At 67.7% G+C, this 18,339-nt stretch carries 15 protein-coding genes; 9 read left to right on the forward strand and 6 right to left on the reverse strand.

Features of this window, described 5'->3' with window-relative positions; genetic code table 11:
• Nucleotides 1-92 precede the first annotated feature (92 nt).
• From BLT45_RS07310 to BLT45_RS07345, 8 genes are all read left to right on the forward strand, one after another.
• On the forward strand, nucleotides 93-1,457 hold the full coding sequence (locus tag BLT45_RS07310; protein WP_093296920.1) for an aspartate aminotransferase family protein: 1,365 nt from the start codon (nucleotides 93-95) through the stop codon (nucleotides 1,455-1,457).
• Nucleotides 1,458-1,546: 89 nt separating this feature from the next.
• Complete coding sequence (locus BLT45_RS07315) at nucleotides 1,547-2,662, forward strand: polyamine ABC transporter substrate-binding protein (protein WP_093296923.1); 1,116 nt, start codon at nucleotides 1,547-1,549, stop codon at nucleotides 2,660-2,662.
• 210 nt (nucleotides 2,663-2,872) lie between these two features.
• Nucleotides 2,873-3,994, forward strand: a complete 1,122-nt coding sequence (locus BLT45_RS07320) for a polyamine ABC transporter substrate-binding protein (protein ID WP_093296925.1) — start codon at nucleotides 2,873-2,875, stop codon at nucleotides 3,992-3,994.
• A 100-nt stretch (nucleotides 3,995-4,094) separates the two neighbouring features.
• Nucleotides 4,095-5,231: an ABC transporter ATP-binding protein gene (potA, locus tag BLT45_RS07325; RefSeq protein WP_093296928.1), complete on the forward strand. Its 1,137-nt coding sequence runs from the start codon at nucleotides 4,095-4,097 to the stop codon at nucleotides 5,229-5,231.
• Nucleotides 5,228-6,142 carry an ABC transporter permease subunit gene (locus BLT45_RS07330; RefSeq protein WP_175455753.1) on the forward strand — a complete coding sequence of 305 codons (915 nt, stop codon included), beginning with the start codon at nucleotides 5,228-5,230 and terminating at the stop codon, nucleotides 6,140-6,142. Before potA ends, BLT45_RS07330 begins: the two co-directional genes overlap by 4 nt.
• Nucleotides 6,139-6,981 carry an ABC transporter permease subunit gene (locus BLT45_RS07335; RefSeq protein WP_093296931.1) on the forward strand — a complete coding sequence of 281 codons (843 nt, stop codon included), beginning with the start codon at nucleotides 6,139-6,141 and terminating at the stop codon, nucleotides 6,979-6,981. Before BLT45_RS07330 ends, BLT45_RS07335 begins: the two co-directional genes overlap by 4 nt.
• A 74-nt stretch (nucleotides 6,982-7,055) precedes the next feature.
• The gene (locus tag BLT45_RS07340; protein WP_093296934.1) at nucleotides 7,056-8,417 is read left to right on the forward strand and encodes an NAD-dependent succinate-semialdehyde dehydrogenase; all 1,362 of its coding nucleotides are present in this window, start codon (nucleotides 7,056-7,058) and stop codon (nucleotides 8,415-8,417) included.
• 110 nt (nucleotides 8,418-8,527) lie between these two features.
• Nucleotides 8,528-9,388, forward strand: a complete 861-nt coding sequence (locus BLT45_RS07345) for a pirin family protein (protein ID WP_093296937.1) — start codon at nucleotides 8,528-8,530, stop codon at nucleotides 9,386-9,388.
• 34 nt (nucleotides 9,389-9,422) lie between these two features.
• Here the strand turns inward: BLT45_RS07345 and BLT45_RS07350 are convergent, their stop codons facing one another.
• From BLT45_RS07350 to BLT45_RS07370, 5 genes are all read right to left on the reverse strand, one after another.
• On the reverse strand, nucleotides 9,423-9,884 hold the full coding sequence (locus BLT45_RS07350) for a hypothetical protein (protein ID WP_093296939.1): 462 nt from the start codon (nucleotides 9,882-9,884) through the stop codon (nucleotides 9,423-9,425).
• Between the two features lie 231 nt (nucleotides 9,885-10,115).
• Nucleotides 10,116-10,838: an aquaporin Z gene (aqpZ, locus tag BLT45_RS07355; RefSeq protein WP_093296942.1), complete on the reverse strand. Its 723-nt coding sequence runs from the start codon at nucleotides 10,836-10,838 to the stop codon at nucleotides 10,116-10,118.
• Between the two features lie 146 nt (nucleotides 10,839-10,984).
• A complete protein-coding gene (locus BLT45_RS07360) occupies nucleotides 10,985-11,848 on the reverse strand; it encodes a pirin family protein (protein WP_093296944.1) in 864 nt (287 codons plus the stop codon).
• 110 nt (nucleotides 11,849-11,958) lie between these two features.
• Nucleotides 11,959-12,624 carry a deoxyribonuclease V gene (nfi, locus tag BLT45_RS07365; RefSeq protein WP_254771803.1) on the reverse strand — a complete coding sequence of 222 codons (666 nt, stop codon included), beginning with the start codon at nucleotides 12,622-12,624 and terminating at the stop codon, nucleotides 11,959-11,961.
• Nucleotides 12,621-13,166: a SixA phosphatase family protein gene (locus BLT45_RS07370; protein WP_093296946.1), complete on the reverse strand. Its 546-nt coding sequence runs from the start codon at nucleotides 13,164-13,166 to the stop codon at nucleotides 12,621-12,623. Before BLT45_RS07370 ends, nfi begins: the two co-directional genes overlap by 4 nt.
• Before the next feature lie 115 nt (nucleotides 13,167-13,281).
• On the opposite strand from BLT45_RS07370, the gene BLT45_RS07375 reads away from it, so the two are divergent.
• Entirely contained in the window at nucleotides 13,282-14,832 is a 1,551-nt protein-coding gene (locus tag BLT45_RS07375; protein ID WP_093296949.1) for a phospholipase D family protein, read from the forward strand.
• Nucleotides 14,833-14,856: 24 nt separating this feature from the next.
• Here BLT45_RS07375 and mfd read toward each other — a convergent pair whose 3' ends face one another.
• Entirely contained in the window at nucleotides 14,857-18,330 is a 3,474-nt protein-coding gene (mfd, locus tag BLT45_RS07380; RefSeq protein ID WP_093296951.1) for a transcription-repair coupling factor, read from the reverse strand.
• Between the last annotated feature and the right edge of the window lie 9 nt (nucleotides 18,331-18,339).

The raw sequence follows: 18,339 nt of genomic DNA on the forward strand, positions 1-18,339 counted from the left end.
CCGTGGGAGCGACGTCAGTCGCGATGAAGCTTTACTGGTAGTCCATCGCGACTGACGTCGCTCCCACAACCGATCCCGATGTGGAGCTTCACATGACCCGACTCGACACCCGCACCCTGCAGCAGCTCGACGCCGAGCACCATCTGCATCCGTTCAACGACAACGCCGCGCTGGCCAAGCGGGGCACCCGCATCCTGACCAAGGGCGAGGGCTGCTACGTCTGGGATGCCGAGGGCAACAAGCTGCTCGACGCGTTCGCCGGTCTGTGGTGCGTCAACGTCGGCTACGGCCGCAAGGAGCTGGGCGAAGCCGCGTCGAAACAGATGACGCAGCTCGCGTACTACAACAGCTTCTTCCAGTGCACCACCGAGCCGACCATCGAACTGGCCGCCAAGCTGGCGGAGCTGGCGCCGGGCGACCTCAATCACTCCTTCTTTGTCAACTCCGGCTCCGAAGCCAACGACACCATCCTGCGCATGGTCAGGCACTTCTGGGCCGTACAGGACCAGCCGCAGAAGAACATCTTCATCGGCCGCCACGACGGCTACCACGGCACCACCATGGCCGGCGCCAGCCTGGGCGGGATGAAGGGCATGCACAAGCAGGGCGGCCTGCCGATCCCCGACATCCATCACATCGATCCGCCGTTCTGGTTCGCCGACGGTGGCGACCTGTCCGAGGACGAGTACGGCCTGGTCGCGGCGCGCCGGCTGGAGCAGAAGATCCTGGAACTGGGGCCGGATCGCGTGGCGGCCTTCATCGGCGAACCGATCATGGGCGCCATCGGCGTCTACATCCCGCCGATGACGTATTGGCCCGAGATCGAGCGCATCTGCCGCCAGTACGACGTGCTGCTGGTGGCCGACGAGGTGATCTGCGGCTTCGGACGCACCGGCGAATGGTTCGGTTCGGAGTACTTCGGTTTCCAGCCGGACATCATGCCGGTGGCCAAGGGCATCACCTCCGGCTACATCCCGTTGGGCGCGGCGATGTTCAACGACCGCATTTCCAAGGTGCTGAAGGAGCGGGGCGGCGAGCTGGCGCATGGCGCCACGTATTCGGGCCATCCGGTCTGCGCGGCGGTGGCGCTGGAGAACATCCGCATCCTGCAGGACGAGAAGATCGTCGAGACCGCGAAGAACGACATCGCCCCCTACCTGGCCCAGCGCTGGGCCGAACTCGGCGAACACCGTCTGGTCGGGCAGGCCCGCATCGCCGGCATGGTCGGTGCGCTCGAACTGGTGCCCGACAAGGGCAAGCGGGCGTTCTTCCCCGAACGCGGCACGGTCGGTCCGCGCTGCCGCGACCACGCGCTGAAGCACGGGCTGATCCTGCGCGCCACCTGGGACGCCATGCTGCTGTCGCCGCCGCTGATCATCACCCGCGCGCAGGTGGACGAGCTGTTCGACAAGACATGGAAGGCACTCAACGACACCGCGGCTGAGCTGGGGATGTAGGCGCCCGGGCGAGCGTGCGCTGCGTCACAGCGTCGCGGCCCGGGCGTATGATGGTTCCATCCCCCGATCCTGTTCCATGGAGTCCCCCGATGAAGCTCAAGACCCTCACCGTCATGCTGGCCGCGACCGTCCTGGCCGCCTGTGGCGGCAAGGACGACAAGGCTGCCGACGGCACGCCCTCCAAGGCGCTCAACGTCTACAACTGGTCCGACTACATCGCCGAGGACACCATCCCCAATTTCGAGAAGGCCACCGGAACCAAGGTGACCTACGACGTGTTCGACAGCGACGAGATGGTCGAGACCAAGCTGCTGGCCGGCAGCAGCGGCTACGACGTCGTGGTGCCGTCGCTGAGCTTCCTCGGTCGGCAGATCCAGGCCGGCGTGTTCCTGCCGCTGGACAAGAGCAAGATCCCGAACCTGAAGAACCTCGACCCGGCCATGCTCAAGCGCATCGAGCAGCAGGACCCGGGCAACCAGTACGCCGTGCCGTACCTCTGGGGCACCAGCGGCATCGGCTACAACGTCGACAAGATCAAGGCGATCTTCGGCGACACCGCCGTCACCGGCAGCTGGGACATCGTGTTCAAGCCGGAGAACGCGGCCAAGCTGAAGGACTGCGGCATCACCGTGCTGGACACGCCTTCCGAGCTGATCCCGATCGCGCTGAACTACCTTGGCGAAGATCCGCACAGCTTCGACCCGAAGGTCATCGACAAGGCGGCGGCGCTGCTGAAGTCGATCCGCCCGTACATCCGCAACTTCCACTCGTCCTCGTACATCAACGACCTCGCCAACGGCGATGTCTGCCTGGTGGTCGGCTGGTCGGGCGACATCATCCAGGCGCGCGACCGCGCGGCCGAAGCCGGCAACGGCGTCAACGTGGCGTACTCCATCCCGAAGGAAGGCGCGCCGCAATGGTTCGACATGCTGGCGATCCCGAAGGACGCCAAGAACGTCGACAACGCCTACGCCTTCATCAACTACCTGCTGGACCCGAAGGTCGCGGCGGCGAACACCAATTTCGTGACCTACCCGAATCCGGTGCCGTCGTCCAAGCCGATGGTGGACAAGGCGATCGCGGACGACCCGACGATCTATCCGCCGGCCGACGTGGACGCGAAGCTCTTCACCTTCGCGATCCTGCCGCCCGAGGTGGATCGCCAGTACACGCGCATCTGGACGGAACTGAAGACCGGACGCTGAAACACACGAGGGCGCGGGCCGTGACGGACGCGCCCTCTGTCATCGTGGCGACGGACGCGTGAGCGGACGGCGGCACAGGAGCGGGGAGGGGAGAAGGGGAGCAATCACGGCACGGAACCGGCCACTGCAATGACAGCACGCCCGCGGCAGCTCCCAGCTGGTGCGGGGACCACATCAAGCCGCCCTCGCGGGCCGAATGGAGAGAGATTGATGAAACTGCGCGTACTGGCAACCACCCTGGCCCTCTGTACCCTCGCGGCCTGCGGCAAGTCCGGCGGCGATGCGGCCGCATCCGCCGATGGCGGCGCCAAACAGGTCAACGTCTACAACTGGTCCGACTACATCGCCGAAGACACGATCCCCAACTTCGAGAAGCAATCGGGCATCAAGGTCACCTACGACGTGTTCGACAGCAACGAGGTCCTGGAGACCAAGCTGCTGGCCGGCAGCAGCGGCTACGACGTGGTCGTGCCGACGATGAACTTCCTGGGACGACAGATCCAGGCCGGCGTGTTCCTGCCGCTGGACAAGAGCAAGATCCCCAACTACGCCAACCTGGACCCGGCCCTCATGAAGCGCCTGGAGAACCAGGACCCGGGCAACCAGTACGCCATCCCCTACATGTGGGGCACCACCGGCATCGGCTACAACGTCGACAAGGTGAAGGCCGCGTTCGGCAACACCGACATCGCCAGCAGCCTGGACATCGTGTTCAAGCCGGAGAACATCAGCAAGCTGAAGGACTGCGGCGTGACCTTCCTGGACACCCCGTCGGAGATCATCCCGATCGCGCTGAACTACCTGGGCGAGGATCCGAACAGCCAGGATCCGGCGGTGATCGACAAGGCCGCCGCGCTGCTCAAGACGATCCGGCCGTACATCACCAACTTCCATTCCTCGCAGTACATCGATGCGATGGCCAACGGCGACACCTGCCTGGTGGTCGGCTGGTCGGGCGACATCATCCAGGCGCGCGACCGCGCCGCCGAGGCGAAGAACGGCGTCAACATCGCCTACGCCATCCCGAAGGAAGGCGCGCCGCAGTGGTTCGACATGCTGTCCATCCCCAAGGACGCCAAGCACGTCGATGAGGCCTATGCCTTCATCAACTACCTGCTCGACCCGCAGGTGATGGCCAACAACTCCAACTTCATCAGCTACCCGAACGCCATTCCGAAGGCGAAGGAGCTGATGGACAAGTCGATCACCGAAGACACGACCATCTATCCGACCCCCGAGGTCGAGGCCAAGCTCTTCACCTTCGCCATCATCCCGCCGGACGTGGACCGCCAGTACACGCGCATCTGGACGGAACTGAAGACCGGCAAGTAAGTCCCGCGGCTGGGGCAGGCGCGGCCTGCCCCGGATCCGGCGGTCCCACGCACGACATCACGGCTGGCGCCGATGCGGCGCCGGCGATCGGGGGAATTCCATGGCGGCAGAACAGGGCAACGGCGCGGCATCGAATGGCAAGGCGAACGCGCAGGAATATCTGCGCATCGTCGACGTGCGCAAGGAATTCGACGGGTTCGTCGCGGTCGACGACACCAACCTGACGATCCGCAAGGGCGAGATCTTCGCGCTGCTGGGCGGCTCGGGCAGCGGCAAGTCCACGCTGCTGCGTTGCCTGGCGGGCTTCGAGAAGCCGACCTCCGGCAAGATCTTCCTGGATGGCCAGCTGCTCAACGACCTGCCGCCCTACGAGCGGCCGCTCAACATGATGTTCCAGTCGTACGCGCTGTTCCCGCACATGACGGTGGAGCAGAACATCGCCTTCGGCCTGAAACAGGACGGCCTGGCGAAAGACGCCATCAAGAAACGCGTCGAGGAAATGCTCGCGCTGGTCCAGCTGGGCAAGCTGGCCAAGCGCAAGCCGCACCAGCTGTCCGGCGGCCAGCAGCAGCGCGTGGCGCTGGCGCGGTCGCTCGCCAAGGGACCGAAGCTGCTGCTGCTGGACGAACCGATGGGCGCGCTGGACAAGAAGCTGCGCTCGCAGATGCAGCTGGAACTGGTCAGCATCATCGAGAAGTCGGGCGTGACCTGCGTGATGGTCACCCACGACCAGGAAGAGGCGATGACGATGGCCACCCGCATCGCGCTGATGGACCAGGGTTGGATCCGCCAGGTCGGCACGCCCGACGAAATCTACGAGCAGCCGACCAGCCGCTTCGCCGCCGAGTTCATCGGCTCGGTGAACCTGATCGAAGGCGCCGTGGAGGAAGACGAAGCGAATTACGTCACCATCCGCTCGCCGCAGCTGCCCGATCCCATCTACATCGGCCATGGCATTTCCGGTTTCGAAGGCCAGGAAGTCGCCTTCGCGGTGCGCCCGGAAAAGCTGGGCATCGGCAAGACCGAGCCCCCGCAGCCGCACAACAAGGCCAAGGGCGTGATCGAGGACATCGCCTATTTCGGCAGTCATTCGGTCTACCACGTGCGCCTGCCGAGCGGGTACAAGTTCATGGCCAACTTCGCCAACGTCCAGCGCTGGGCGAGCGAGGGCATGACTTGGAACGATGAAGTGTGGGTGTGGTGGGGCGACAACGACGGCGTGGTGCTCACCTCATGAACATCCTGCGCTCCCTCCAGAAACGTCTGCCGGGGCCGCGCTGGGGCGTGATCTCGGTGCCGTACGTGTGGCTGCTGCTGTTCTTCGCGATCCCGTTCCTGATCGTGCTGAAGATCTCGTTCGCCAAGCTGGCGATCGCGATGCCGCCGTACACGCCCATCCTCGAATATATCGACGAGGCGCTGACGCTCAAGCTCAATCTGGGCAACTACGCGGCGCTGTTCACCGACTCCCAGTACATCGCGGCCTACCTGAGTTCGATCAAGATCGCGGCGATCTCCACCTTCCTCGCGTTGCTGGTGGCGTACCCGATCGCCTACGTGATTGCCCGCCTGCCGCCCTCGTCGCGCAACATCGCGATGATGCTGGTGGTGCTGCCGTCGTGGACGTCGTTCCTGATCCGCGTCTACGCCTGGATCGGCATCCTGAAGAACAACGGCCTGCTCAACAACCTGCTGATGAAGATCGGCCTGATCGACGAGCCGCTGCAGATCCTGTACACGCCGATGGCCGCGTATATCGGCATCGTCTACTGCTACCTGCCGTTCATGGTGTTGCCGCTGTACACCAACCTGGTCAAGCACGACCAGCGTCTGCTGGAGGCGGCCTACGACCTCGGCGCCAAGCCGTGGAAGGCGTTCTTCACGATCACGTTGCCGCTGTCGAAGGCGGGCATCATCGCCGGCTGCATGCTGGTGATGATCCCGGCGGTCGGTGAGTTCGTCATTCCCGAACTGCTCGGCGGGCCGGACACGCTGATGATCGGCCGCGTGCTGTGGGGCGAGTTCTTCAACAACCGCGACTGGCCGGCGGCATCGGCGGTGGCGATCGTCATGCTGATCCTGCTGCTGATTCCGATCCTGATCTTCAACCGGGTGCAGCAGCGCGAAATGGAAGGGAGGCTGACATGAGCCGGCTCGGACAACGTGCGGTCAACTGGACGGTGCTCGGCCTGGGCTTCGCCTTCCTCTACATCCCGGTCTTCATCCTGATGGTGTACTCCTTCAACGAGTCGCGCCTGGCCACGGTGTGGTCGGGCTTCTCGTTCAAGTGGTACGGCGAGTTGTTCCGCGACAAGCAGATGCTCGACGCGGCCTGGGTCAGCATCAAGGTGGCGTTCTGGACGGCGACCGCCGCGGTCGTGCTGGGCACGATGGCGGCGCTGGTGATGACGCGCATGCGCCGGTTCCCCGGCAAGACGCTGTTCGGTGCGCTGATCACCGCGCCGCTGGTGATGCCGGAAGTGATCATCGGCCTGTCGGTCCTGCTGATGTTCGTCTCGCTGGGCCAGGTGGTCGGCCTGCAGCCGCGCGGCATCCTGTCGATCTGGATCGCGCACGTGACCTTCACCCTGGCGTTCGTCACGGTGGTGGTGTCATCACGGCTGTCCGAACTGGACAAGTCGCTGGAAGAGGCCGCCATGGACCTGGGGGCGAACCGGATCAAGGTGTTCTTCCTGATCACCCTGCCGATCATCGCGCCGGCGCTGGTGTCGGGCTGGCTGCTCGCCTTCACCCTGTCGCTGGACGACGTGGTGATCGCCAGCTTCGTCGCCGGGCCGAGTTCCACCACGCTGCCGATGAAGGTGTTCTCGTCGGTACGCCTGGGACTGAGTCCGAAGATCAACGCGCTCGCCACACTGATGATCCTCGTGGTGACGGCGGCGGCCTTCCTGGGCTGGTGGTTCATGTACCGCGAGGAGAAGCGGCGCCAGCGCGACATGCAGCTGGCGTTGCAGGACAACGGCTGACGCACAGGCCGCCCACGGCCCCCTAACGCCGCCATCGCCACAATGGCGGCCATTCCCATGCACCCCGTGACGCCATGACTGTCGAAACCATCAATCCCGCGACCGGGCAGGTCGAGTATCGCCACGAACTGATGACGGCCGCGCAGGTCGATGCCACGCTCGCCGCCGCGCAACGCGCATTTCCCGCGTGGGCGGCGCTGTCGCTGGCCGAACGCGGCAAGGTGTTGCGCGCGATCGGCGCCGAGTTGCGGCGCCGCCGCGACGACATCCAGCGCACCATGACGGCGGAAATGGGCAAGCTGCGCAAGGAAGCCCTGGCCGAGGTCGACAAGTGCGCCGGCGCCTGCGACTACTACGCCGATCACGCGGCCGACTACCTGCTGGACCAGCCGGTGGCGACGGATGGCCAGCGCAGTTACGTGCGTTATGAGCCGATCGGTTGCGTGCTCGCGGTGATGCCCTGGAATTTCCCGATCTGGCAGGTATTCCGCTTCCTCGCCCCGGCGTTCATGGCCGGCAATGTCGCGGTGCTCAAGCATGCGAGCAACGTGCCGCGGTGCGCCGATGCCATCGCCGGCGCGCTCGCGGCGGCCGGGCTACCGGACGGTGTATTCGGCGTGCTGCATATCGACAACGATCAGGCCGCCGAGGTGATCCGCGATCCGCGCGTCGCGGCAGTGACGCTGACGGGCAGCGAGCGCGCGGGCCGCGCCGTCGCCGCCAACGCAGGCGGGCAGCTGAAGAAAAGCGTGATGGAACTCGGCGGCAGCGATGCTTTCATCGTCCTGGACGATGCCGACCTCGACAAGACCGTCGCCGGCGCCGTGGCGTCGCGCTTCGGCAATGCCGGCCAGACCTGCATCGCGGCCAAGCGCTTCATCGTGCAGGAAGGCATCGCCGATGCCTTCGTGAAGCGCTTCGTCGAGGCGGCGGCGAAGCTGCAGTTGGGCGACCCGCAGGACGACGCCACCACGCTCGCGCCGATGGCGCGGCAGGACCTGCGCGACGAATTGCACAAGCAGGTGCAGGCCAGCGTGTCGAAAGGCGCGAAGGTGCTGCTCGGCGGCGCGCCCGATGCTTCGCATGCGGGCTATCCGGCCTCGATCCTCGATGCGGTCGCACCCGGCATGCCCGCGTATGAGGAAGAACTGTTCGGCCCGGTCGCCAGCATCCTGCGGGTGAAGGACGATGCCGAAGCCGTGCGCGTGGCGAACGACACCACGTTCGGTCTGGGCGGCAGCGTGTGGACGCGGGACGTCGACCGCGGCGACCGCATCGCGCGACAGCTGCAGGTGGGCGCGGCCTTCGTCAACGCCATCGTCCGCAGCGACGTCCGCCTGCCGTTCGGCGGCACCAAGCGCTCCGGCTTCGGTCGTGAGCTCGCCGAGCACGGCATCCACGAATTCATGAACATCAAGTCGGTCTACGTGGCCTGAGCGTATCGCCGGCGGGCGATGATCCACCCATGGAACGGATGGTTACGTCGGCTGTCGTTCCGAAGCGGGTGTCCCGGTGCCATCTTGTCGGGAATTGAATTGGAGGCGCCATGAGCACCCTGACCGACACTTCGCCCGCCCGCGTGATCCGCACGATCCGTGGCCGACCCACGTCCGATGGCGCGGGCGTCAAGCTGACGCGCGTCATCGGCGGCCCGGACCTGCCTGATCTTGATCCGTTCCTGCTGCTCGACGAATTCGGCACGGACAAGGCCGAGGACTACCTCGCCGGCTTCCCGGAGCATCCGCATCGCGGCTTCGAGGCGGTCACCTACATGCTCGACGGCCGCATGCGCCATCGCGACAACCACGGCAACGAAGGCCTGCTGACGCCGGGCGCCGTGCAGTGGATGACCGCCGGGCGCGGGCTGGTGCATTCGGAAATGCCCGAGCAGGAGTCCGGCCGTATGCGCGGCTTCCAGCTGTGGGTGAACCTGCCGGCGCGCGAAAAGATGACGGACCCGAAGTATCAGGAATTCGCCCCGGACCGCATCCCGGTGGCCACGCCGGCGGCAGGGGTGACCGTGAAAGTGATCGCCGGCACTGTCGGCGATGTGCAGGGCCCGATCTCCCAGCCCGCTACCGAGCCGGTTTATCTCGACATCGCGCTCGAGGCGGGCAAGGCGTGGGACTACGCGTTGCCGACGGGGCATAACGCGTTCGCCTACGTGTTCGAAGGCGCGCTCACCGTAGGCGAAGGCGACGAAGCACGGCCGCTGGATACCCATGAGATGGGTGTGCTCGGGGGCGGCGACGTGTTGCGGGTGCGGGCGGGCAGCCGTCCTGCGCGCCTGATCCTGGTGGCGGGGCGGCCGCTGCGCGAGCCGGTGATGCGGCACGGTCCGTTCGTCATGAACACGCGCCAAGAGCTGATGCAGGCCTTCGTCGATTTCCAGGAAGGTCGTTTCTGAGCGGAAGGGACGGGGCGGTGTCCGCCCCGCACCATCAGTTGCCGGCGGACAGCTGCGCGCTCGTGGCGCGCACGTCGAGCTGCTGCGCCAGCGAGATCAGTTTGCCGAGTTCCTCGGGCGAACTGGCGTTGATCCACACCTGCGCGTAACGGTTGTCGTCGAACTCGACGACGGTGATGCGGCGCGAGGCCATCGCGGGCGATGTTTCCTGGCCGCCCAGGTCCAGCCGGTACCAGTGGATCTCTTCGCCGGAGAAGGTGCTTTCCTCTTCGCGCAGGCGCCGTTCGAGGCGGATCTTCGGGTCGCGCGAGGTGAGCATGACGTTCAATACCTGGCGTCCGTCGGCGGCGACCGCCTTGCAGGCGATGAAGGTGGCATCGACGCGCTGTTCCCACTGCAATCCGGCACTGGCCGGCAGGGTGGGGCATGGCGGAGCTTCCTGCGACCACGCGGCGGCGGAAGCGAGAAGGAGGCTGGCGGCGATCACGATCTTCATGGAGGTCCCCTGGATGGTCGCCCACGTGGGCGGTTCCGCGTTGTCCGCGCACCGCGACAGGCCCTGCGGCCTGGCTCCATCCTCTGGTCATCCCCGGTGTCGGTTGCCGTTGTCCCCCGGCAATGGCCCGACCATAGCCCATGCTGCGTCGCAAAACAACGCGCCGGGAACGCGAACGGCGAACCCAGTCACACCCGCGTGCCCGGCGACCCGCCGGGCACGCGCGTCGGCTCAGGTGCGGTCGCGCCCCAGCCAGCCGTACAGCATGCCGCCGATCAGGCCACCCAGCACCGGCGCCAACCAGAACAGCCAGAGCTGCCCGATCGCGGTCGGCCCCGCGAACACCGCGACAGCGGTGGAACGGGCCGGGTTCACCGAGGTGTTCGTCACCGGGATGCTGATCAGGTGGATCAGCGTCAATGCCAGGCCGATGGAGATCGGCGCGAACCCGACCGGCGCGCGCCCGTGCGTCGAGCCCATGATGACGATCAGGAAGAACGCGGTGAGCACGACTTCGGTCAGGAACGCCGCCGCCACGGTGTAACCCCCGGGCGACATCGCGCCATAGCCATTGCTGGCGAACGCGCCGGCGGCGTTGGGGTCGATCGCGAAGCCGGGCTGTCCCTTGGCGATGTGCCACAGGATGAAGCCGGCGGCCAGGCCGCCCACGACCTGCGCCACGATATAGGGCAGCAGGTCGCGCGCCGGGAACCGTCCGCCGGCCCACAGGCCCACGCTGACCGCGGGATTGAAATGGCCGCCGGAAATGGGGCCGAACGCGTAGGCGCCGGTCAGCACCGTCAGGCCGAAGGCCAGCGACACGCCCAGCAGGCCGATGCCCAGCGGGTTGCCGTCGCCGCCGAAATTGGCGGCCAGCACCGCGCTGCCGCAACCGCCCAGTACCAGCCAGAACGTCCCCAGGAATTCCGCCGCGAATCTCTTTGCCAGACTCATGCCAGCCCCCAATGCGTGCGTGCCCCGTCACATGACGGTGCGCGCACGATAACGGAACGGGATTCGCGCAGGTGTTTGCTTTGCGTTATTGCGCGCGATTCAAACGCGACTGAAGTAAAACTCACATTTCGCCCGCTGCCGCCGGCTCACCGCTCGGGCAGGGGAATGAACTCGGTTTCGCCCGGCACGTGGCCGAAGCGGCCGTCCAGCCAGTCCTGCTTGGCCTGGTCGATCCGCTCCTGCGAGCTCGACACGAAGTTCCACCACATGTGCCGCGGCGCATCGAGCGGCTCGCCGCCCATCAGCAGGCCCTTCACCGGGGTCTTGGCACGCAGCACGGGGCGGCTGCCCCGGTCGAACACCACCAGGTGCTTCTCCGGGATGTCGGCGCCATCGACCTGCGCGTCGCCTTCCAGCACGTACAGCGCACGCTCGACGTGGCCCGCATCGATCTCCAGCTCCGCATCCGGCTGCAGATCAACGGCTACGTTGAAGGTGCCGCTGAACACCTTCACTGGGGACTCCTCACCGTAGGCACGACCGGCGATCACGCGCAGGCGCACGCCGGCGCGGTCGATGACCGGCAGCGTGGCGGCGGCATGATGATGGAACTCGGGCGCGACTTCCTCGTACGACTTCGGCAGCGCGACCCAGGTCTGCATGCCGTGCACGTCGTGGAGGCCGGTGCGCACGTCGACCGGCGTGCGTTCGGAGTGCGCGATGCCACGGCCCGCCGTCATCCAGTTGACATCGCCCGGCGAGATCACCTGTTCCGACCCCAGCGTGTCCTTGTGGTTGATCGCGCCGGCCCAGAGGAACGTCACCGTGGCCAGGCCGATGTGCGGATGCGGGCGCACGTCGATGCCGCGGCCCGGTTCGAACACGGCGGGCCCCATGTGGTCGACGAACACGAACGGGCCCACGCTGCGGGCCTGCAGGCTGGGAACGGCGCGGCGCACGTTGAAGCCGCCGCCCAGGTCGTGCACGCGTGGCGCGATGATCGTGGTCATGGCATGTCCTCGAGGGTAGGCGCGCAGCATCGCATGGGCCGGCGCCGACCCGGATGACGATACGGAAACGGTCCGTTGCGCGTCATCCCCCATCCGGGCAGGCGCGGCGGTCAGCCCCGGCGCGAGGCGAGCCGGTCCGCGAGGCGGGTGGGTTCCGGCAGGCGGTAGCCGCGCAGCGTGCGCAGCACACCGTCCAGCGCGCCCTGCATCGACACCCGATGACCGGGCGAGACGATCAACGGATTGCAACGGATCTTGCTGCGCAGGGCCCAACCGATGTGTTCGCGACGATGGATCAGGGGCGTGCGTTCGCCGGTGGCGGCGCCGGGCGGTGCGTGGTGCCCGCACAGCACCTGTTTCGCGACGCCGATGCTCGGCAGCCCCGTCACCACGCCGAAATGCGCGGCGATGCCGAGTCGCCGTGGATGGGCGATGCCCTGTCCGTCGATGAAGGCCAGGTCCGGCGCATGCGGCAGGCGCTCCAGGGCGGCGACCAGCGCAGGCAGTTCGCGGAAGCTCAACAGGCCCGGCACGTAAGGCATCGAGGTGGGCAGTCGCACCACCTCCGACGCGACCGGCTGCAGCGTGTCGGCCGCCAGCAGCACGGCCGCGGCGCGCGTGGTGGCGCCTTCATCCTCGAAACCGACATCGAAGCCGCCCAGCCAGCGCGGCGTTTCCGGCGCATCGTCGCGCAGGGCCACGGCGCCGGCCAGCGACACCTGCAGCCGGCGCGCATCGGCGATGCTGCCGTCCCAGTCGCCGAACACACCGGTCACGGTGAAGTGCCACCGTAGCGCTGGACCTCGAGCGTCGCGCGGCCAGCCGCATCCACGCGGACGATGGACAGGCGGTCGTATTCGGTGTCGTCCATGGGCTGCGTGGTGCAGCTGCACAGGGCGGCGACCAGGTCGGGCACGGTGTTGCTGTGGCCGACGACCAGCACGGTGCCGCGGCGGTGCGCCTGCTTCCAGTGCGCCGCGCTCTCCACTGCAGGACCCCGCGCGAAGTACGCGCCGATCGTGAGGCCGTGCGCATCGGCGGCAGGACGCGCCGTCTGTTGCGTGCGCCGGAACTCGGTGGCATAGGCGGCCACGAGCGGGGCGTTCCGCAGGCGCTCGGCGAGGGCGTCGGCGCGCGCCAGGCCCACGGTGGACAGGTTCGGATCCTGCGGATCGTCGGTGGCTTTCTCGGCATGCCGCACCACGATGAACGTCAGCGGCGCCTCCGCCGGGCCGCGCGATGGCAGGGTGCCGCAGGCCGTCGCGAGCGAGGCCAGGGCCAGCAGGACCAGGAGGCGAAGCAGGGGCAGCGGGTGCATGGCGGTCCTCGGCGATGGAAGGAAGCGAGCGTGCAACGGTGTCCGGGGACGCGCAAGCACGGCCCTCACGGCGCAGGCACTACGATAGGCGCACACGCGTGAGGGAGGGGACAGGATGCGGAAGTGGCTGCGCCGGCTCGGCCTGGGGGTGCTGGTCCTGGTGGTGGCGTCCGCCGTGGCGCTTTACAGCTATGGCCGGTTCGCCGAGGGCGCGCGCGGTGCGCCCTCGCACGCGCTGGCTACCGCGGCGGATGCCACGGCACTGGATCGCGCGGTCGCCCCGATGCTGCGCGAACATCCCCGCCAGAGCGGTATGGCGCTGCTGTCGGACAACCTCGACGCCTTCACGGTCCGCGCCGCCACCGCACGGGCCGCGGGCCGCAGCCTCGACCTGCAGTACTACATCTGGAACCACGACTTCACCGGCAACCTGCTGGGGTACGAAGCGCTGCGCGCCGCCGATCGCGGCGTGCGCGTGCGCCTGCTGCTGGACGACATGACCGCGCACGGCAAGGATTCGCACCTGGCCGCGCTGGACGCCCACCCCAACATCGAGGTGCGGCTGTTCAACCCCTCGCGAAGCCGCGCGGGCGTGCTGGGGCGCGCGAGCGAGATGCTGCTGCGCCCGGTCGCGATGAACCGGCGCATGCACAACAAGGCCTGGATCGCCGATGGGCGCGTGGCGGTGGTCGGAGGACGCAACGTCGGCGACGAGTACTTCGATGCTGCGGCGCAGACCAACTTCCTCGACCTGGACGCGGTCCTCGTGGGCCCGGCCGTGCAGCAGACCTCGGCGATCTTCGATGATTTCTGGAACAGCGCATCGGTCATCCCGCTCGTCGCGCTTTCCACGGCGGAGGACGGCGCACTCGATCGGCTGCGTGCGAACGGCGACGCCGGCTACCGTTCGACGCGCGCCGCCGACTATGTCGCGCGCCTGCGCGGCAGTCCGGGCCTGCCGGCGCTGGTGGGCGGCAATGCGCTCTACTGGCTCGATGAGGTGGGCGTCTACTCGGATCCGGCCGCCAAGGGGCAGGGCGAAGGGCAGGCGCAGTGGTTGATCCACCGGCTGGGCCAGGCGATGGGCTTGGCGAAGCGCGAGCTGCGGGTGATCTCGCCGTACTTCGTGCCGGGCGACGAGGGTACTCAATGGCTGGTGGGCAAACGCGAGGCGGGCGTGGAGGTCAGCGTGCTGACGAACTCGCTGGCGGCCAACGACGTGATGGCCGTGCACGGCGGCTACGCGCCGTATCGCGTGCCGCTGCTGGAAGGCGGCGTGGCGCTGTACGAACTGATGCCACACGGGCGCCAGGACAGCAGCCTGTTCGGTTCCAGCGGCGCCAGCCTGCACACCAAGGCCTTCGCGGTGGATGGCGAACGCGGATTCATCGGCTCGTTCAACCTCGATCCGCGTTCGGTCAACCTCAATACCGAAATGGGCATCCTGTTCCGCGACCGTGCCGCCACGGCCGCCTTGCTGCGCAGCTACGAGGCGAAGATCGCGCCGGACAAGAGCTATCGCGTGCGCCTGCAGGACGGTGCGCTGCGCTGGGACGACGCGTCGCAGAAGCCGCCGCGCGTCTGGGACCGCGATCCGGAAGCCAGCGCATGGCGTCGCGGCGTGTCCCGCGCGGTGGGCTGGCTGCCGGTCGAATCCCAGCTCTAGCCTCCGCGCGCGTGCCGGAAGACGTCACGACGGCGACAGCGTGGCGAGCAGCGCCTTGGCGGCGTTGAAGCGGTCCGGCGCGTCCGGCAGCGGCACCTTGATGCGCAGCTTGTCGGGCCCGTCCATCGTGTAGAGCTTCGGTTGCTTCTGGATCAGCTGGATCACCGCCATCGGATCGATGTTCGGCTTGCTCTCGAACACGATGCGGCCACCGTGCTCGCCCAGCTCCAGCTTGCGGATGCCCAGGCCATTCGCGGCCAGCTTCAGTTCGGCGGTGGCGAACAGGTACTTCGCCGGATCGGGCAGCAGGCCGAAGCGGTCGATCATCTCCACCTGCAGGTCGCGCAGGTCCTCCCTGTCCGGCGCACTGCTGATGCGCTTGTAGAGCGTCAGGCGCGTGTGCACGTCGGGCAGGTAGTCTTCGGGGATCAACGCGGGCACGTTCAACTCGACGTCGGCGCCGCGGCGTTCCTGGCCCAGGTCGACATCGGGCAGGTGGCCGGCCCGGATCGAACGCACCGCGCGCTCGAGCAACTCGGTGTAGAGGCTGAAGCCCACCTCCGCCATCTGGCCGCTCTGGTCCTCGCCCAAGAGCTCACCGGCGCCGCGGATCTCGAGATCGTGCGTGGCGAGGGTGAAGCCCGCGCCCAGTTCGTCCATCGAGGCGATCGCCTCCAGCCGGCGCTGCGCGTCGGCGGTGATGCTGCGCTTGTCGGGCACCACGAGGTAGGCATACGACCGATGGTGCGAGCGGCCGACGCGCCCGCGCAGCTGGTGCAGCTGCGCCAGGCCGAACTTGTCGGCGCGGTTCATGATGATGGTGTTGGCGTTCGGGATGTCGATGCCCGATTCGATGATCGTCGTGCACAGCAGTACGTTGAAGCGTTGCTTCTGGAAGTCCAGCATCACCTGCTCAAGCTCGCGCTCGGGCATCTGTCCGTGGGCGATGCCGATGCGGGCCTCGGGCACGAGTTCCTGCAGCTCGCGCTGCATGCGGCCGATGCTCTCCACGTCGTTGTGCAGGAAGTACACCTGGCCGCCGCGCGACAGTTCGCGCTGGAAGGCCTCCTTCAGCAGCGCGTCGTCCCACGGCGTCACGAAGGTCTGCACCGCCATGCGGTTGGCCGGCGGCGTGGCGATGATGGACAGGTCGCGGAGACCGGCCATGGCCATGTTGAGCGTGCGCGGGATGGGCGTGGCGGTGAGCGTCAGCAGGTGGACGTTGGCGCGCAAGGCCTTCAGCGCTTCCTTCTGGCGCACGCCGAACCGCTGTTCCTCGTCGACGATCACCAAGCCGAGATCGGCGAACTTCACGTCCGGCTGCAGCAGCCGATGGGTGCCGACGATGACGTCCAGCTTGCCCTCGGCCAGCTTCTCCAGTTCGGCCTTGATCTCCTTGGCCGTCTTGAAGCGCGACAGCACCTCGACCTTCAACGGCCAGTCGGCGAAGCGGTCGCGGAAGTTGCGGTAGTGCTGCTCGGCCAGCAGCGTGGTCGGTACGAGCACGGCGACCTGCTTGCCGGCGCTGGCGGCGGCGAAGGCGGCGCGCACGGCCACCTCGGTCTTGCCGAAGCCCACGTCGCCGCAGACCACGCGGTCCATCGGTTGGCTGGACTGCAGGTCGCGCAGCACCGCCTCGATGGCCGCGCGCTGATCGGGGGTTTCCTCGAACGGGAAACCCGCGGCGAACGGCTCGTACATCGGCCGGTCGACGTGCAACGCCAGTCCGGCGCGCGCCTGCCGGCGTGCCTGGATCTCCAGCAACTCGGCCGCCACGTCGCGTACCTTCTCGGCCGCCTTTTTCTTCGCCTTCGCCCAGGCTTCGCCGCCCAGCGAATGCAGCGGCGCGGTTTCCGGCGAGGCGCCGGAGTAGCGGCTGATCAGATGCAGTTGCGCGACCGGCACGTACAGGCGATCGCCCTTGGCGTACTCGATCTCGAGGAACTCGCCGGGCATGCCGCCCACGTCCATCGCGATCAGGCCGCGGTAGCGGCCCACGCCATGGTCTTCGTGGACGATCGGCGCACCCTCGGTGAGTTCGCCGAGGTCGCGGATGATCGCTTCCGGCTCGCGGCCGGTGCGCTTGCGCCGGTGCGCCTGGGTGGCGCGCTCGGGAAACAGCTGCCGCTCGGTGAGGACCGCGATGCGCGGGTCATCGAGGGCGAAGCCGTCTTCCAGCGGCGCCACGGTGATCGCGAATCGATCCTTGCACGTCAGGAAGGTGCCGAAGTCCGCGAGCACGCTCGGCACGAGATCGGCGGCCTGCAGCACCTCCAGCAACGCCTCGCGGCGGCCGGGCGAATCGGATGCGATCAGGACGCGGCCCGGGTAGTGGCCGAGGAACGACTTCAGCGCCTCGCCGGCCGGCGCGTCCTTGGCCGCCACGGGCAGCGGCGGCAGCGGCTGGTCGCCCAGCGGCAGCGCGTCGCCGTGGCGGCTGTGCTGCGGCCCGCACACATCGACGCGGGCCTGATGGTTGAGCCGCTCGCGCAGGCCGTCCGGCGACAGGTAGAGCTCGTCCGGCGGCAGCAGCGGCCGTTCGATGTCGTGGCGGCGCTGCTCGTAGCGGTTGCGCGTCTGCGCCCAGAAGGCTTCCGCCGCTTCGCCGAAGCCGTCGGTCAGGACCGGCAACGTATCGGTGTGCAGATAGTCGAACAGGGTCGAGGTCGCATCGAAGAAGAGCGGCAGGTAGTACTCCACGCCGGCCGGCGCCAGGCCCGACTTGAGGTCCTGGTACAGCGCACTGCGGCGCGTGTCCACGTCGAAGCGGTCGCGCAGCAGCGTCATCGCACGCTCGACGGAGCGCTCGTCGAGCGGCACTTCGCGGCCAGGCAACAGCTGCACCGACGCTACCCGGTCCAGCGAGCGCTGGCTTTCCGGGTCGAAATGGCGGATCGAATCGATGCTGTCGTCCAGCAGCTCGATGCGCAGCGGCGCGTCGGCGCCCATCGGATAGACATCCAGCAGTCCGCCGCGCACGGCGAAGTCGCCGGGGTCCAGCACTTGCGGCACGTGCCGGTAGCTGGCGGCTTCGAGCCGGCGCTTCTCGGCATCGAAATCCAGCCGCTGTCCCACGCGATAGTCGAAACTGCCGCCGGCGATGTGCCGCAGCGGCGACAGGCGCTGCATCAGCGTCTGCACGGGCACGATGACGATGCCGCGCGTCAGCGTGGGCAGGCGGTGCAGGGCCGAGAGACGCTGCGACACGATGTCCGGATGCGGGCTGAACTGGTCGTAGGGCAGGGTCTCCCAGTCCGGGAACGGCACGACGGGCAGGTCGGCCGCAGCCCCCAGCAGCGTGTGCAGGTCGGCTTCGATCTGGTGCGCTTCGTGGTTGTCGCGCGCGACCACCAGCACCGGACCGTCATGGGCGCGGGCGGCGGCGGCGATGGACCAGGCCAGCGCGGTGGGCGATGCGGGCGCGCGCCACCAGGCGCGCGACTGGCCGCCGCGAGGCAGAGGGGGGGCAGGGGGCGTGATGTTCTTGGCGTCGGTCATGGGTACACA

The organism is Pseudoxanthomonas sp. CF385 (assembly GCF_900104255.1).
Taxonomy (GTDB): Bacteria; Pseudomonadota; Gammaproteobacteria; order Xanthomonadales; family Xanthomonadaceae; genus Pseudoxanthomonas_A.

Excerpts from the sequence above, each read along its gene's own strand:
- BLT45_RS07310 (WP_093296920.1), top strand. The coding sequence starts at position 93 with ATGACCCGACTCGACACCCGCACCCTGCAGCAGCTCGACGCCGAGCAC.
- BLT45_RS07315 (WP_093296923.1), top strand. The coding sequence starts at position 1,547 with ATGAAGCTCAAGACCCTCACCGTCATGCTGGCCGCGACCGTCCTGGCC.
- BLT45_RS07320 (WP_093296925.1), top strand. The coding sequence starts at position 2,873 with ATGAAACTGCGCGTACTGGCAACCACCCTGGCCCTCTGTACCCTCGCG.
- potA (WP_093296928.1), top strand. The coding sequence starts at position 4,095 with ATGGCGGCAGAACAGGGCAACGGCGCGGCATCGAATGGCAAGGCGAAC.
- BLT45_RS07330 (WP_175455753.1), top strand. The coding sequence starts at position 5,228 with ATGAACATCCTGCGCTCCCTCCAGAAACGTCTGCCGGGGCCGCGCTGG.
- BLT45_RS07335 (WP_093296931.1), top strand. The coding sequence starts at position 6,139 with ATGAGCCGGCTCGGACAACGTGCGGTCAACTGGACGGTGCTCGGCCTG.
- BLT45_RS07340 (WP_093296934.1), top strand. The coding sequence starts at position 7,056 with ATGACTGTCGAAACCATCAATCCCGCGACCGGGCAGGTCGAGTATCGC.
- BLT45_RS07345 (WP_093296937.1), top strand. The coding sequence starts at position 8,528 with ATGAGCACCCTGACCGACACTTCGCCCGCCCGCGTGATCCGCACGATC.
- BLT45_RS07350 (WP_093296939.1), bottom strand. The coding sequence starts at position 9,884 with ATGAAGATCGTGATCGCCGCCAGCCTCCTTCTCGCTTCCGCCGCCGCG.
- aqpZ (WP_093296942.1), bottom strand. The coding sequence starts at position 10,838 with ATGAGTCTGGCAAAGAGATTCGCGGCGGAATTCCTGGGGACGTTCTGG.
- BLT45_RS07360 (WP_093296944.1), bottom strand. The coding sequence starts at position 11,848 with ATGACCACGATCATCGCGCCACGCGTGCACGACCTGGGCGGCGGCTTC.
- BLT45_RS07370 (WP_093296946.1), bottom strand. The coding sequence starts at position 13,166 with ATGCACCCGCTGCCCCTGCTTCGCCTCCTGGTCCTGCTGGCCCTGGCC.
- BLT45_RS07375 (WP_093296949.1), top strand. The coding sequence starts at position 13,282 with ATGCGGAAGTGGCTGCGCCGGCTCGGCCTGGGGGTGCTGGTCCTGGTG.
- mfd (WP_093296951.1), bottom strand. The coding sequence starts at position 18,330 with ATGACCGACGCCAAGAACATCACGCCCCCTGCCCCCCCTCTGCCTCGC.